14 protein-coding genes are annotated in these 13,955 nt (G+C 67.2%); 5 read left to right on the top strand and 9 right to left on the bottom strand.

The window, feature by feature from the left end:
- Positions 1-41: 41 nt before the first annotated feature.
- A complete protein-coding gene (locus HCK04_RS31735; protein ID WP_079315906.1) occupies positions 42-245 on the top strand; it encodes a cold-shock protein in 204 nt (67 codons plus the stop codon).
- A gap of 137 nt (positions 246-382) precedes the next feature.
- Entirely contained in the window at positions 383-2,053 is a 1,671-nt protein-coding gene (locus tag HCK04_RS31730; RefSeq protein ID WP_240972002.1) for an alpha-amylase family protein, read from the top strand.
- Between the two features lie 182 nt (positions 2,054-2,235).
- Here HCK04_RS31730 and HCK04_RS42925 read toward each other — a convergent pair whose 3' ends face one another.
- The 4 genes from HCK04_RS42925 to HCK04_RS31720 form a co-directional block, all read right to left on the bottom strand.
- On the bottom strand, positions 2,236-2,439 hold the full coding sequence (locus tag HCK04_RS42925; protein ID WP_240972001.1) for a hypothetical protein: 204 nt from the start codon (positions 2,437-2,439) through the stop codon (positions 2,236-2,238).
- A 6-nt stretch (positions 2,440-2,445) separates the two neighbouring features.
- On the bottom strand, positions 2,446-2,673 hold the full coding sequence (locus tag HCK04_RS42920; RefSeq protein WP_240972000.1) for a hypothetical protein: 228 nt from the start codon (positions 2,671-2,673) through the stop codon (positions 2,446-2,448).
- A 31-nt stretch (positions 2,674-2,704) separates the two neighbouring features.
- Complete coding sequence (locus tag HCK04_RS42915) at positions 2,705-3,715, bottom strand: hypothetical protein (RefSeq protein ID WP_240971999.1); 1,011 nt, start codon at positions 3,713-3,715, stop codon at positions 2,705-2,707.
- Positions 3,716-3,887: 172 nt separating this feature from the next.
- Positions 3,888-4,865, bottom strand: a complete 978-nt coding sequence (locus HCK04_RS31720) for a malate dehydrogenase (protein ID WP_142651054.1) — start codon at positions 4,863-4,865, stop codon at positions 3,888-3,890.
- 369 nt (positions 4,866-5,234) lie between these two features.
- Between HCK04_RS31720 and HCK04_RS31715 the strand changes: the two genes are divergently transcribed.
- Positions 5,235-7,124, top strand: coding sequence for a glycoside hydrolase family 6 protein (locus HCK04_RS31715; RefSeq protein WP_142651053.1), 1,890 nt, complete (start codon positions 5,235-5,237; stop codon positions 7,122-7,124).
- 109 nt (positions 7,125-7,233) lie between these two features.
- On the opposite strand, the gene HCK04_RS31710 is transcribed toward HCK04_RS31715, so the two are convergent.
- From HCK04_RS31710 to HCK04_RS31695, 4 genes are all read right to left on the bottom strand, one after another.
- Positions 7,234-7,410, bottom strand: coding sequence for a hypothetical protein (locus HCK04_RS31710; RefSeq protein ID WP_167530540.1), 177 nt, complete (start codon positions 7,408-7,410; stop codon positions 7,234-7,236).
- Between the two features lie 105 nt (positions 7,411-7,515).
- Positions 7,516-8,484, bottom strand: a complete 969-nt coding sequence (gene dapD / locus HCK04_RS31705) for a 2,3,4,5-tetrahydropyridine-2,6-dicarboxylate N-succinyltransferase (RefSeq protein WP_142651052.1) — start codon at positions 8,482-8,484, stop codon at positions 7,516-7,518.
- A 159-nt stretch (positions 8,485-8,643) separates the two neighbouring features.
- The gene (locus HCK04_RS31700; RefSeq protein WP_142651051.1) at positions 8,644-8,850 is read right to left on the bottom strand and encodes a DUF397 domain-containing protein; all 207 of its coding nucleotides are present in this window, start codon (positions 8,848-8,850) and stop codon (positions 8,644-8,646) included.
- On the bottom strand, positions 8,837-9,679 hold the full coding sequence (locus tag HCK04_RS31695; RefSeq protein WP_205830954.1) for a helix-turn-helix transcriptional regulator: 843 nt from the start codon (positions 9,677-9,679) through the stop codon (positions 8,837-8,839). Before HCK04_RS31695 ends, HCK04_RS31700 begins: the two co-directional genes overlap by 14 nt.
- Before the next feature lie 229 nt (positions 9,680-9,908).
- On the opposite strand from HCK04_RS31695, the gene HCK04_RS31690 reads away from it, so the two are divergent.
- The gene (locus HCK04_RS31690) at positions 9,909-10,127 is read left to right on the top strand and encodes a hypothetical protein (protein ID WP_142651050.1); all 219 of its coding nucleotides are present in this window, start codon (positions 9,909-9,911) and stop codon (positions 10,125-10,127) included.
- A 128-nt stretch (positions 10,128-10,255) separates the two neighbouring features.
- The gene (locus HCK04_RS31685) at positions 10,256-10,531 is read left to right on the top strand and encodes a hypothetical protein (protein ID WP_142651049.1); all 276 of its coding nucleotides are present in this window, start codon (positions 10,256-10,258) and stop codon (positions 10,529-10,531) included.
- A gap of 235 nt (positions 10,532-10,766) precedes the next feature.
- Here HCK04_RS31685 and HCK04_RS31680 read toward each other — a convergent pair whose 3' ends face one another.
- Positions 10,767-13,883 (bottom strand): DEAD/DEAH box helicase family protein, encoded by a 3,117-nt coding sequence (locus HCK04_RS31680; protein WP_260617484.1) that lies wholly within the window; start codon positions 13,881-13,883, stop codon positions 10,767-10,769.
- Positions 13,884-13,955 lie beyond the last annotated feature (72 nt).

Genomic DNA, 13,955 nt, shown 5'->3' with positions numbered 1-13,955 from the left:
TGACCTGGGAACATGGTGTGGCTTCCAAGAAGGAGAAGCAGTTGTCTGAAGGCACTGTCAAGTGGTTCAACGCCGAAAAGGGCTTCGGGTTCATCGCTCCGGACGACGGCACCGCTGACGTGTTCGTTCATTATTCGGCGATCAATTCGAACGGTTATCGGACGCTGGACCAGAACCAGAGAGTCAGCTACGTGACCGTTCAGGGAAACAAGGGACCGCAGGCCGAACAGGTCACGCCGCTCTGAAGACGTGACTCACGGTGACATCGCGGTCGTGACCGGCCGCGCCCGCGGTACCACGTCGGCCCGCGCCGCTGCGGCGGCGCGGGCCCGATGTTTTGCCGTTCCTTTGCCGGGCAGCGGCAACGGTCATGAGACTGAGCATGACCTCCGATCTGTGGTGGAAGAACGCGGTCGTCTACTGCCTCGACATCGAGACCTTCGCCGACGGCGACGGCGACGGGATCGGTGACTTCAGGGGGGCGATCCAGCGCATCGACCATCTGGACCGGATGGGTGTGACGTGCATCTGGCTCATGCCGTTCTTCCCGACGCCCGACAGGGACGACGGCTACGACATCACCGACTTCTACCGCGTCGATCCCCGCCTCGGCACGCTCGGCGACTTCGTCGAGTTCATGCGGGTGGCCAGGGATCGCGGCATGCGGGTCATCGCCGATCTCGTGGTCAACCACACCTCCGACCAGCATCCCTGGTTCAAGGACGCCCGCTCCGGCCGCGACTCCCGCTATCGGGACTGGTACATCTGGTCGGACAAGCCGGAGCCCGACGATCCCAAGGGCATCGTGTTCCCCGATCAGGAGGACAGCCTCTGGGAGTACGACGAGAAGACCGAGCAGTATTACTTCCACCGCTTCTACCGGTTCCAGCCCGACCTGAACACCACCAACCCGGAGGTGCGGGACGAGATCGCCCGGATCCTCGGCTTCTGGATGGAGCTGGGCCTGTCGGGCTTCCGGGTGGACGCCGTGCCGTTCCTCGTCGAGCAGGTCACCGACAGCGACGAGCTGCCCGACCCGCACGAGTTCTTCTCCTGCCTGCGGGCCTTCCTCAGCCGCCGCGACGGCAGCGCCATCCTCCTCGGCGAGGTCAACCTGCCGTACGACGACCTGGTGCGGTATTTCGGCAACGATCTCGGCGACGAGATCACCATGTGCTTCGACTTCATCACCATGCAGCGGACCTACCTGTCGCTGGCCCGCCAGGACGCCGGTCCGCTGGCCGCGGCCCTGCGGGAGCGCCCCAAGGCGCCCAAGGACTCCCAGTGGGCGACGTTCGTCCGCAACCACGACGAGCTCACGCTCGACAAGCTGAGCGAGGCCGAGCGTGAGGAGGTCTTCGCGGCCTTCGGCCCGGACAAGGACATGCAGTTGTTCGGCCGGGGCCTGCGCCGGCGCGTGCCGACGATGCTGGGCGGCGACCTCGACCGGATCAAAATGGTCTACAGCCTGCTGTTCTCGCTGCCGGGCACCCCGGTGCTCTTCTACGGTGAGGAGATCGGCATGGGGGAGAACCTGGAGCTGGAGGGCCGCCAGGCCGTCCGCACGCCCATGCAGTGGACCCCGCACCGCAACGGCGGCTTCAGCGACGCCGATCCCTCGAAAGTGCGCATCCCCATGCCCGCCGGGGACTACGGCCCCGAGAAGGTCAACGTCAGCGCGCAGGAGCGCGACCCCGGCTCGCTGCTGTCGTGGATCACCCGGTTGATCCGGCACTACCGCGACTGCCCCGAGCTGGCCTGGGGCGAGTACGCGGTGCTGGACACCGGTGTTGACGCCGTGTTCGCCCACCGGGCCGATCGCGACGGCGAGACGGTCGTGGCCGTGCACAACCTCGGTGAGACCGAGGTCGAGGTGGAGATCACCCTGGACGGGCTCGGCTCGTCCACGGTGCTGACCGACCTGCTGGTGGACGGCACGGTGGAGATCTCCGGCGACGGCCGGGCCCGCTTCCCCATGGGCAGGTACGGCTGCCGCTGGTTCCGCGCCTCCACCCCCGAGACTGCCCCGGCCGATTCCGCCGACGTCTCCTAGGGGATCCCTCAGGGACGGCTCGGGTGGATCTCCGATGGGCCGGTGCCCTTCCCGCGGCCAGAGTGAAGAGCCATGGGAATGGTCTTGGGATACGCGCTGGTCGCGGCCGGCGCCACCGCGATGTTCGCGCTGCACCTGGTGGGAGGGCTCGACCCGCTCACGGCGACGATCAGCCAGTATTTCTACGCGCCGGACGGCTGGCTGTTACCCCTCTCGCTGACGTCGATCGCCGTGGGCTCGGCCGTGCTCGCCGTACGGCTCGACCGGCTGGGGCGGCTCGACCGGCGCGCAGCGCTGCTGGTGGGCCTGTGGAGCGCCTGCCTGCTGCTGGTGGCCGGGTTCCCGACCGATCCGCTGGGCGCGCCGCTGTCGCTCTCCGGCAACATCCACCGCTATGCGGCCTTCGTCGCCTTCGCCAGCCTGCCGGTGGCCGGGCTGCGCGTCGCCCGGGCCACCCGTTCGCGTCTGGTGCGTGTGCTGTGCGCCGTCGCGCTCGGCTCGCTGGTCCTCGTGGTCGTGCCGTACGTGTTCCGGATGCTGGGCCTCGACCCCGGGACGGTGCCGGCCGGGCTCACCCAGCGCCTCACCGTCGTGACCGAGATGGCGGCGCTGGTGGCCATGTCGATATCCGCGTCCCTGGCGGCGCCGAGGTCAGCCGCCGCAGCTCTGGTAGGTGTAGACGCCGGGCCGGACCTTGTATCGGTCGCGGACCCGGGTCGTGCCCGTCCGGGTGTCGATCGTGAGGACGGTCACCACGTCGCGGGCGCGCTCGTAATCGGAGACGTGGACGGTCACCTCGTGCTCGCCGGTCCAGTCGACGGTGTCGGGCGAAACGTCCTTCGGCAGCGCGATGGGCACGGAGCCTCCCGTCTGGTCGGTCCTGACGTCGTAGAAGCGCAGCGCGGCCTTCTTGCCGCTGCCGGTGACGAAGGCGACCGTGCGGCCGTCGGCGGCCAGCGCCCACGGGCCGTTGTTGGCCACGATCTGGGGTGGGACCGCGCCGGTCAGCTCGGCGCCCGTGAGGTCGTGGACGGACAGCCCGGTGGTGTTGGCGCCGGCGTCCCGCGGCAGGAGGACGGCCGAGCCGTCCGCGCTGAAGCCGGAGAACCCGTCCGACTTCGGGATCGTGCCGGTCGCGGCCGCCCGCGCGACGTCGAACAGGCGGCCGTGCGTCGCGCCGTGCTCGTCGGTGTAGAGGAGGGCCAGGCGGCCGCCGTCCTGGGACATGTCCAGCCAGACCGAGTCCATGCCGACGCCGCGCGGTAGCGGCGTCTTCGGCATCACGCGGACCCCCTTGAGGACCCCGCCGTGGAACTCGCGCACCACCAGGCGGTGATCGGACTTGCGGAAGTAGGCCACCGACTCGCCGTCGCCACTGACGGTGAGGGGCGCGCTGGTGCTCTTGTCGACCTTTCCCTTGGCGTCGATCGGCCACAGCATGGCGTCCTTGAGCGCGACCCGCCTGCCGTCGAGCAGGTCCAGCCGCCAGGTGTGACACGGCACCTCGGTGCCGTCCTTGATCCGGCAGGCGTCCACCGAGGCGTAGCGGATCGAGTGGTGCGTGGTCTGGGCCGTGGCGGGCGCGGCCGTCGTGAAGATCGTGAGCGTGGACAGGGCGAGGCCGGCCAGACCCGAGACGACCGGCAGGGCGGGGTGGCGCATGACTTCTCCTTTCTGGGAGGCCATGCAATTGGACCAGCCCCGGGCGTCGCCGGTTCGTCACATCTCTGTTGCGTACGCCTCGCCGTACCGGGTGACGGACCCCGGACGGCACGAAGGGGCGGGCCCGCGGCGGGCCCGCCCCTTCGTGCGCGGTCGTCAGACGAGGCGGTCGTCAGATGAGACCGAGAGCCCGTACGGCGTCGCGCTCCTCGACCAGCTCGTTCACCGAGGCGTCGATCCGCTCACGGGAGAACGGGTCGATGTCCAGGCCCTGGACGATCTCCCAGCGGCCGTTCCTGGACACCACGGGGAAGGACGAGATGAGGCCCTCGGGCACGCCGTAGGAGCCGTCGGACGGGATGGCCGCCGAGGTCCAGTCGCCCTCGGGCGTGCCGTTCACCCAGTCGTACACGTGGTCGATCGCCGCGTTCGCCGCGGACGCCGCCGAGGACGCGCCGCGCGCCTCGATGATGGCGGCGCCGCGCTTGGCGACGGTCGGGATGAAGGTGTCGCGCAGCCACTCCTGCTCGACCAGCTCGGCCGCGATCTTGCCGCCGACCTCGGCGTGGAAGAGGTCGGGGTACTGCGTCGCGGAGTGGTTGCCCCAGATCGTCATCTTCTTGATCTCGGTCACCGGCACGTTCAGCTTGGCCGCGAGCTGCGAGAGCGCGCGGTTGTGGTCGAGGCGGGTCATGGCGGTGAACCGCTCGGCCGGAACGTCCGGAGCCGCGGACTGCGCGATGAGCGCGTTGGTGTTGGCGGGGTTGCCCACCACGAGCACGCGGATGTCGTCGGCCGCGTGGTCGTTGATGGCCCTGCCCTGCGGGCCGAAGATGCCGCCGTTGGCCTCAAGGAGGTCGCCGCGCTCCATGCCCTTCGTACGCGGGCGGGCGCCGACGAGCAGCGCGATGTTGGCGCCGTCGAAGGCCTTGGCCGGGTCGTCGGAGATCTCGATGCCCCGCAGCAGCGGGAACGCGCAGTCTTCGAGCTCCATCGCGGTGCCCTCGGCCGCCTTGACGGCCTGCGGGATCTCCAGAAGGCTCAGCTTCACCGGAGTGTCCGCCCCGAGGAGCTGACCCGAGGCGACGCGGAAGAGCAGCGCGTAACCGATCTGGCCGGCCGCGCCGGTGACGGTCACTTTGACGGTCATGACGATCCCCATTCGCGATATGTGTGACTCACGGATGCTACCCGCCGGGCGGGTTCCTCCCGTGACCAGGTGGCGCCGTGTTCCCGCGTCGCGCGGGTTCCCCGCTTCCGCGCGTCGGGGGCCGGAGGAGACATCCGGCCCCCTGGCCACGCGTTATCGCCTGCGGAAGGGTGAAACTTTCACGAAACACGTAGGTGACTTCAGACGTAACAGCGTGACGGAATCCCTGCTCGGACGCGAAGTGAACGCCGCGCCGCGACTTCGCCGTTCATCCGCCCTTGACGGGTCCCTGTACGGCGCCGGAGGCGGTGCCTATGGTTCGTGGGAGCGCTCCCAAGCGCAGAATTCATCGCCAGGAGGACCTTCCCAATGAGATCCACCCCCCGACCGGGAGCCGTGAGCTCCACGGTGCGCCGCGGCCTGGTCGCGGCGGCCGTGCTCGCGCTCGGTTCCACGGCGGCCGTCGCCACCGCCACCTCGGCGAGTGCCGCGGTCTCCTGCAAAGTCACCTACTCCGCCAGTGAGTGGCAGGGCGGCATGTCCGTCAACCTGACCATTCAGAACCTGGGCGACGCCATCAACGGCTGGACCCTCGCGTTCACGTTCCCGAACAGCAGCCAGAAGGTCACCCAGGGCTGGTCGGGCAACTGGAGCCAGTCGGGCAGCAACGTGACCGTGACCGCCATGGACTGGAACAAGTCCATGCCCACCGGCTCCTCGACGAACATCGGCTTCAACGGCACCTGGTCCGGGAGCAACCCGACGCCGACCGACTTCAAGATCAACGGCGTCTCCTGCAACGGCACCCCGCAGTCGCCGTCGCCCTCGCCGTCGCCGTCCGTCTCGCCCTCGGCCTCTCCCTCGGCCTCTCCCTCGGCTTCTCCCTCGGCCTCCCCGAGCGTGTCCCCGTCGGCCTCGCCCTCCCCGCGGGTCTCGCCGTCGATCTCCCCCTCGCCGTCGCCCTCCCCGTCGACCTCGCCGCCGCCGCCCGGGACCCACGTGGACAACCCGTACTCCGGCGCGACGGGCTACGTGAACCCGGACTGGTCGGCGAGCGCCGCCTCCGAGCCGGGCGGCTCGCGCGTGGCCAACATGTCCACGGCGGTCTGGCTGGACCGCATCGCGGCGATCAGCTCCGGCTCGGCCGGCAACAACAGCATGGGCCTGCGCGACCACCTCGACGAGGCGGTCAGGCAGGACGCGGCCAACGGCAGCACGCCTCTCACGATCCAGGTTGTCATCTACGACCTGCCGAACCGCGACTGCTCGGCGCTCGCCTCCAACGGTGAGCTGAAGATCGCGCAGAACGGCCTCGCACGGTACAAGAGCGAGTACATCGACGTGATCGCCGACATCATGTCGGACTCGAAGTACTCGAACCTCCGCATCGTGACGATCATCGAGCCCGACTCGCTGCCGAACCTGATCACCAACGTGAGCTCGTTCCAGGCGTGTCAGGAGGCCGAGTCCTCGGGCGCCTACGTCCAGGGTGTGCAGTACGCGCTGAACAAGCTGCACGCGATCAAGAACGTCTACACCTACGTGGACGCGGCGCACCACGCCTGGCTCGGCTGGGACAACAACTTCCAGCCGATGGTGAACCTCTTCTACCAGGTCGCCAGCGGCACCACCGCCGGCGTGAACAGCATCGACGGGTTCATCGTCAACACCGCCAACTTCGGCGCGACGGTCGAGCCGTACTTCACCATCAACACCTCGGTGAACGGCCAGTCGGTGCGTCAGTCCCACTGGGTGGACTGGAACTGGTACGTGGATGAGCAGTCCTTCGCGATCGCTCTCCGCAACGCTCTGGTGGCGAAGGGCTTCCCGAACACGCTGGGCATGCTGATCGACACCTCCCGCAACGGCTGGGGCGGTTCGGCCCGGCCGACCGGTCCGAGCACGTCCACCAACGTGGACACGTTCGTCAACGAGTCCCGCGTCGACCGCCGCATCCACGCCGGCAACTGGTGCAACCAGTCCGGTGCCGGTCTCGGTGAGCGTCCGAGGGCGAACCCCGCCACCGGTCTCGACGCCTACGTCTGGATCAAGCCCCCGGGTGAGTCGGACGGCTCCAGCTCCGCCATCGACAACGACGAGGGCAAGGGCTTCGACCGCATGTGCGACCCGACCTACGGCGGTAACAGCCTGAACGGCAACAACCCGAGCGGCGCTCTCGCGAACGCCCCGGTTTCCGGCCACTGGTTCTCCGCTCAGTTCCAGCAGCTCATGCAGAACGCCTACCCGCCCCTCTCGTAACACGAGGCGCGAGTGACAGCGGGCCCCGCCGCATCCGCGGCGGGGCCCGCCCCTTTGTGCGCCCGGTCTTTGTGCGCCCGGTCTTTGCGCGCCCGGTCATGTCGCCGGGTCAGGAGTAGTGGCTCGACCTGCTGCTCCGGGTGAGCTTGAGCACGACCGACACGATCAGCGCGATCGCGCCGATGATGAGAACCCACTTCAGCGCGCCGAAGATGAGCCCGATGACGGAGCCGAGAAGGAAGAAGCCGACGACCACGGCTGCGGCGATGAGGAGAATGCGTCCCATGCCTTCACGGTACGGGCCGCCCTCCCGCCGGTCGCAGGGCCGAAGGCCAAGTTCAGGGCAGACTCAGGGTCATCTCAGGGTGGGGGGAGGGGGCCCGCTCCGGCGTCAGTCGTTGGCGTGCAGCGCCGCGTTGAGCTCGATGCCCCTGCTGTCGCGGGACACCGCCTCGACCGCCCCGGTCGTCGAGTTGCGGCGCAGCAGCAGGCCCGACTTGCCCGACAGCTCCCGCGCCTTCACGACCGCCCCGTCCGGCAGCGTGACCTTGGTGCCCGCCGTGACGTACAGCCCGGCCTCCACGACGCAGTCGTCGCCGAGCGAGATGCCGATGCCGGAGTTGGCCCCGAGCAGGCAGCGCTCGCCGATCGAGATGACCTCCTTGCCGCCGCCGGACAGCGTCCCCATGATCGAGGCGCCGCCGCCCACGTCGGACCCGTCGCCCACGATCACCCCGGCCGAGATGCGGCCCTCGACCATGGACGCGCCGAGCGTGCCGGCGTTGTAGTTGACGAAGCCCTCGTGCATGACGGTGGTGCCGCTCGCCAGGTGGGCGCCGAGCCGTACGCGGTCGGCGTCGGCGATCCGCACCCCGGAGGGCAGCACGTAGTCGACCATGCGGGGGAACTTGTCCAGGCCGTACACGGTCACCGGGCCCCGGGCCCGCAGGCGCAGCCGTACCTCCTCGAACCCCTCCACCTTGCACGGGCCGTGGTTGGTCCACACGACGTTGGACAGCAGCCCGAAGATCCCGTCGAGGTTGAGCGCGCGCGGCCGGACCAGGCGGTGGGACAGCAGGTGCAGACGCAGGTACACGTCATGCGTGTCGGCCGGCGGGGCAGACAGGTCGGCGATGCCGGTGCGCACGGCCACGACCTCGACGCCCCGGGCGGCGTCGGGGCCGACGAGGGCCGCCATGGCCGGGTCGAGCTCGTCGCCCGCGATCCGCTCGGTGCCCACGGCCGGGGGCTCGCCCAGCGCCGGGGAGGGGAACCAGGTGTCCAGCACGGTGCCGTCCGCGGCGATCGTGGCAAGGCCGATGCCGTACGCACCCGAGGTGGTGGAGTCGATAGCTGTCATGTGCACCAACGCTACCGGCTCACGGCGAAAGATCCCCAGGACGGACGACGCGGGCGGCGCTGCCGATCGCCGCGAACAGGTGCTCGGGCCACTCGGTCAGGGATCGACGCCCGTCACGTGACAGAAGGGGCACGCCGCACCTGGTCGGTCGCCGGGTGATCAGCTGCCGAACTCGCCCTTCTTGACACCCGCGATGAAGGCGCTCCACTCGCTCGGGGTGAAGGCCAGGACCGGGCCCGTGCGGTCCTTGCTGTCCCGTACGGCCACCACCCCCGGCAGGTTCGTCGCCACCTCGACACAGTTGTTCCCGCCACCGCTGTAGCTGGATTTACGGAACTCGGCACCGGACAGATCAGGGGAGATCATGTTCACTCCTCGCCGCAGTTATGAGCTCTGCTGACTTCTCGGGGGACAGGCATATGTTGAGGATGCGTTCGAATGTCAGCATAAGCCGCCGTACTTGATCGGTCGCCTCTACGTACACGTCGCCGGCTGGCCCTTCGACGTATCCGACGTCAGGATCCTCGTCGTCGAAACTCAGCACGGAGAAGCCTCCCTCCATGCCGCCGTGGGCGCCGGCCGCCAGCGGAAGGACCTGGATAGTGACGTTCGGCCAAGCCGCGACTTGGAGGATGTGATCAAGCTGGCGTGCCGTGAGGCCCGGTGATCCGACGGGCTTGTGCAGGATGCCCTCGTCGAGCAGAGCGTGCACAGTAGGGGCGTGAGAGCCGAGAAGGTTGATCTTGCGTGCCATGCGGGCGTCCACGCGCCGGTCGATGTCCGGCGAAGCAAGTTCGGGTCTTGTAGCGCAGATGATCTCGCGGGCGTAATCCTCGCTTTGGAGCAGGCCGGGAACCAGCGTAGGTTCCCACATTCGGATGGCCGTCGCCTCGCTTTCCAGCGCGATGTAGGAGCCGGTGAAGACGTCGCTGTAGGCGGTCCACCAGCCTCGTTTGCCGGCGTCCTTGCCGAGCTGGATCAGGCCAGCCTTCCCGCTGCTGTCCACGCCGTACAGATCGCAGGCGTTGCCGATGTCCTCCGCGCTCGGCAGCAGCCGCGCGTTCTCGACGCGATTGAGCTTCGAACGGCTCCACCCAAGCTGGTGGGCTGCCACCTCGGGTGAGAGACCCGTCTGCTCACGGAGTCGCCGCAGTTCGCGACCCAATCGGCGGTGTCTCACAGTGGGACTTCTCATCACCAAGCCCTTGGATAGTCATGATCGCATGAAGATTGCCCGCACAGTTCCTTGCCATCTCGCACTGTGCGAGCCATGATGTCGCAGAGCGGACACGAACAGTAAAAGAATGATGACAGAGGGGAGCGGCTAAGCAAAGTCATCGCCATCAGAGGCGATACAAGGACGGACCCGCCCGTCGCGGGCACGATCGGACGGGTCCTTGATCAGGAAGCGAGGTTCCTGACCCATGACCCAAGATAGGGCCGCTGCGCCCGGCACGGAGTTCGCCGGGTGGCGGATCATGAGGAGCGACGCCGGCCGCTTCTGGGCGAGCCGTGAACGGCCGTTCCCATCGGAGGCCGAGCAGGCGGGTGCTTGCCGTACCGTCGACGCCGACAACCTGCGCGAACTGTGTCAGGCCATCGCGGAACAGGAGAGCCTGGCCGAGATGGCGGTGCTCCGATGATCGGAAACCGCATCACGACGTCCGCCGGAGTCGGCCTCCGCAATCGGAAGGGACCAGCTACGTGGGGCATGCCTTTCCGGCCGGGCCGTACGGCTGAGCGTTCGCGCCGGTCGTGCCCGCCCTGGTGCGTGGAGCCCCACATCGATGAGCCTCCTGGTGAGCGCATTCACAACGCCTGGCTGCGGTCCATCGAGCTGAACGCGATCCCCCTGGCCGGGCAGCCGCAGTGGATGTGGATCGATCTCAGCCTCGGGCCGGGTGACGCCGAGCCCCGCGTCCACCTGAGCATCGAGGATCGCTCCTTTGTAGAGCTGACGATAGGCGAGGCGCGGAGCGTCGGAACGCATCTGATCGGCCTGGCCGCTCTCGGTGTGATGGAGATCCCGCCGACGTCGCCCGTCTGATCCTCGTACGCAACGTACATCCCCTCTCAAGCCTGCCGGTCGTTGCCGCCCGCGACCGGCAGGGCCTGGGGGTCTCCCATAGAAGCCTTCCCCGTTTAAGGAGACCGCTTCCGCCGAACGCCTTCCTGTCGTACAGCCCCCGTTACGACAGGAAGGCCTCATGCCCGTCCCCGAGGTCTGACGGCACGCGGCTCGGGGCCGCTGCCCAAGCTGTGCTATGCCCTCGGCTGATAGTTTAGGCGGCGCTTTCCGGGGGCACCGCCGTCGCCTGGACCGATGCGAGGACCTCGACGAGGGCGTCGACGTCGGAGTCGGAGAAGAGGTCTTCGGGACCGCCGGGGGCCAGCGAGGTGAAGGGCGACTCGTAGAGCACGTCGACCTCCATGAAACCGTTCTTCGCCAGGAAGTCGATTACCAGTGACACGAAGTGGAACTGGCTCGCGGAGAGGCTCTTGCCCGACTGGAACTGGTCGAACGCCTTCGCTGCGGCCTCTCGGTCGAGACCAGTGAGAGATCGGAGGAAGAGGCCAAGCCCGCCGTGCTCGGATTTGGCCCGCTCGATGTCGTCCGCCGTGCCGAATCCGTTCCTGAGGAAGATCAGCTCAAGCTGGTCGAGGTCGGCGGATGTGATCTGCTGGTTGCGGTGAAGCTTCTGAATCACAAGCTCGTTCTCGTGACTGCGCAGGTATGTCCGGACCTTGGCTTCGAACTTGGACTTGTCCGTGCCCAGAGACACCCCATTGATCTGCGTCACGCTCAGGTCGCCGAGCTCGTCCTCGAAGTCGGTGTAGACGATGCCGCGCTTCACCTTGGGGATGAGCTTGACCAGCCCGCGCAGCCGCTTGCGCATGTTCTCCAGCATCGGCAGCGTGACGTCCTCCCACCACTGGTCAGTGGTGAGGTCTTCGAGGAACTCCTGCTGCTGCTTAACGTTGGGGATCGTCAGCGTGGTCGGGTCGAGCAGCGCCGAGGCAATCTCCTGCACCTGGTCATGGAGCTTGGAGTAGTCCGCGTCGGCCTGGATGAGTGCGAGTTGCAGTCGCAGTGCGAGCAGGTCGAATCGCTTGGCCTCCTGGCTGTTGTCGTCGTCGCGGAACTCGGTGGGGAGGCCTGCCAAGGTCGAGATGATCTCGGCGTGCTTGTCCAGTGTGATCCGCTGCCAGTTCGCAGGCTCGCGGTACGTCTCCACCTCGCGAAGGTGACGGCGCACCTCGACGTTGGCCGTATTCATGTTGGCCACTTCGGACTGAAGCCGCTCGGCGAGGGACCAGCGCAGATCGACCTCGCTCTTCGTCCCGTCGGGCGTGCCGTTCGGAAACGGCGGCAGGTCAGGATGGTGCTGATCGAGCTTGAGCAGCAGGTCCATCCGCTGCTTGAACAGCCGCTCGCTGAGCGAGGGCTGGACCCTGCCCTCGGCGGTCGGGAAGTTCTGATTGAAGAACTCCACGTTCTGGAACAGGTCGAAGACGAGGAAGCCGGTCTTGTCCTGGTTGGGGCCGAACAGGTCGGGACAGAGCCGCGTACCTCGGCCGATCATCTGCCAGAACTTCGTCTTGGACCGCACGAGCTTGGCGAACACCAGGTTGACGACCTCGGGTACGTCGATGCCGGTGTCGAACATGTCGACCGAAATCGCAATGTGCGGGGCCTTGTCTCGGTCGGAGAATTTGTCGATCAGGTCCTGGGCGAGCCGCTTCTGATAGGTGATGACCTGAGCGAATGTGCCCTTGTATTCGGGGAAGAGTTCGTTGAAGCGCTGGGCGATGAACTCGGCGTGGTTGTTGTTCCGCGCGAAGACGATGGTCTTGCCCAGCCGCTCCCCGCCCTCGACCTTCGCGCCGTACGTCATCAGCGTGATGAGCGTCTTGTCGATCGTGTCCGCGTTGAAGAGAAACTTGTTGATCTCGTCGGCGCTAACCTCGTCGGGAACGTCATCGTTCTCCGACCAGTCAAGCGCGTCCCACTTCTCCTTGTCCTCGTCGGAGAGGTCGTCGTACTTGATGCCGCCGCGTTGAAACTTCAGCGGTACGTCCACGGCGGTCGGGGCGACCAGATAGCCCTCGGCCACGGCCTCGTCCAAGCCGTAGACGTCGGTAGGCACGCCGTCTTCCAGGTGAAAGAGCCGGTAGGTGTTGCGGTCGATCTCGTCCTTCGGGGTGGCGGTCAGCCCGACGAGCAGCGAGTCGAAGTAGTCGAAGATGGCGCCGTACTTCTGGTAAACCGACCGGTGCGCCTCGTCGATGATGACCAGGTCGAAATAGCCGGGGCCGAACCTGCGCACACCATCCGTGGTCTCGTTGATCAGGTTCATCATGGTCGGGTACGTCGAGACGTAGACCCGGCCCTCGTCGTTCTTCTCGTTCAGCAGGTTCACCGTGGGCACGCCCGGCAGGTGCTCCTTGAACGCGTTCGTGGCCTGGTTCACCAGTGCCTGGCGGTCGGCCAGGAACAGCGCCCGCTTGACCCAGTTGGCCCGGATCAACTGGTCGACCAGGGCGATGATCGTGCGGGTCTTGCCGGAACCTGTCGCCATCACGAGCAGCGCGTGCCGCAGGCTGTCCTTGTCGAACGTCTCGTCGATGCGGCGGATGGCCCGGCTCTGGTAGTGACGGCCGGCGATCTCCTCATTGATCGGCTCCGTCGTCAGCGACCGGCGGCTGCTGCGGCGATGGGTAAGGGTGCGCAGCTCGTCCTTGGTGTAGAAGCCCTGGATTTTCCGGGGCGGATAGTTCAGGTCGTCCCAGATGAATGTGTCGTAGCCGTTGGTGTAGAAGATCACCGGCCGCTGTCTGTACATCTGCTCCAGACAGTCGGCGTACGTCTTGGCCTGGTGCTGGCCGGCGGCCGCATCATGGCTGGTGCGTTTGGCTTCGACCAGGCCAAGGGGTTTGCCGTTGTCGTCCCACAGGACGTAGTCGACCTTGCCGGTCCCGGTCTGCGTGTTGGGCATGCCGGTGATCGGGAACTCCCGGTCCTCCTTCTTATCAAGCGGCCAGCCCGCCTCCTTGAGCAGGAGGTCGATGAGGAGTTCCCGCGTTTGGACTTCGTTGTAGTCGTGGGTGTCCTGGACCGTCGCGTTGGCCGCCTTGGCCTGCTTGATTTCGGCCCGAAGTTTCGCCAGCTCGGCGTCCAGGTCCTGGTTCTTCCGAAGCTGTTTGGCCAGCTCGGCCTGCTGCTTGGCGAACTCCTCGGCCATTGTCCGGAGTTCGTCCTGCTTCTTCTGCCTGACCTCGGCAGGCATGGGCTTGGGAATCAGCATCTGGTCGAAGGTCAGGCCGACGGCTGGCAGCGCATTCTGGTTCCGGGCATACCGCCGGGCGATCCAGTACATAACGTGGAACAGCTCGGCCACGGTCCGGATCGCGTCTCCGGGTGGAACCGGTCCGTGCCGATGCACGGCTGTGTTGCCCTGGCGCCGGATTAG

This window comes from Microbispora sp. CL1-1 (assembly GCF_012034195.1).
Lineage (GTDB): Bacteria > Actinomycetota > Actinomycetes > Streptosporangiales > Streptosporangiaceae > Microbispora.
Note: the sequence above shows the minus strand (reverse complement) of the source record. Positions and strands in the feature narration are given on the sequence as shown.

Excerpts from the sequence above, each read along its gene's own strand:
- HCK04_RS31730 (WP_240972002.1), top strand. The coding sequence starts at position 383 with ATGACCTCCGATCTGTGGTGGAAGAACGCGGTCGTCTACTGCCTCGAC.
- HCK04_RS42925 (WP_240972001.1), bottom strand. The coding sequence starts at position 2,439 with ATGTTGCCGGAGAGCGACAGCGGCGCGCCCAGCGGATCGGTCGGGAAC.
- HCK04_RS42920 (WP_240972000.1), bottom strand. The coding sequence starts at position 2,673 with ATGGCCACCAGCGCCGCCATCTCGGTCACGACGGTGAGGCGCTGGGTG.
- HCK04_RS42915 (WP_240971999.1), bottom strand. The coding sequence starts at position 3,715 with ATGCGCCACCCCGCCCTGCCGGTCGTCTCGGGTCTGGCCGGCCTCGCC.
- HCK04_RS31720 (WP_142651054.1), bottom strand. The coding sequence starts at position 4,865 with ATGACCGTCAAAGTGACCGTCACCGGCGCGGCCGGCCAGATCGGTTAC.
- HCK04_RS31715 (WP_142651053.1), top strand. The coding sequence starts at position 5,235 with ATGAGATCCACCCCCCGACCGGGAGCCGTGAGCTCCACGGTGCGCCGC.
- HCK04_RS31710 (WP_167530540.1), bottom strand. The coding sequence starts at position 7,410 with ATGGGACGCATTCTCCTCATCGCCGCAGCCGTGGTCGTCGGCTTCTTC.
- dapD (WP_142651052.1), bottom strand. The coding sequence starts at position 8,484 with ATGACAGCTATCGACTCCACCACCTCGGGTGCGTACGGCATCGGCCTT.
- HCK04_RS31700 (WP_142651051.1), bottom strand. The coding sequence starts at position 8,850 with ATGATCTCCCCTGATCTGTCCGGTGCCGAGTTCCGTAAATCCAGCTAC.
- HCK04_RS31695 (WP_205830954.1), bottom strand. The coding sequence starts at position 9,679 with ATGAGAAGTCCCACTGTGAGACACCGCCGATTGGGTCGCGAACTGCGG.
- HCK04_RS31690 (WP_142651050.1), top strand. The coding sequence starts at position 9,909 with ATGACCCAAGATAGGGCCGCTGCGCCCGGCACGGAGTTCGCCGGGTGG.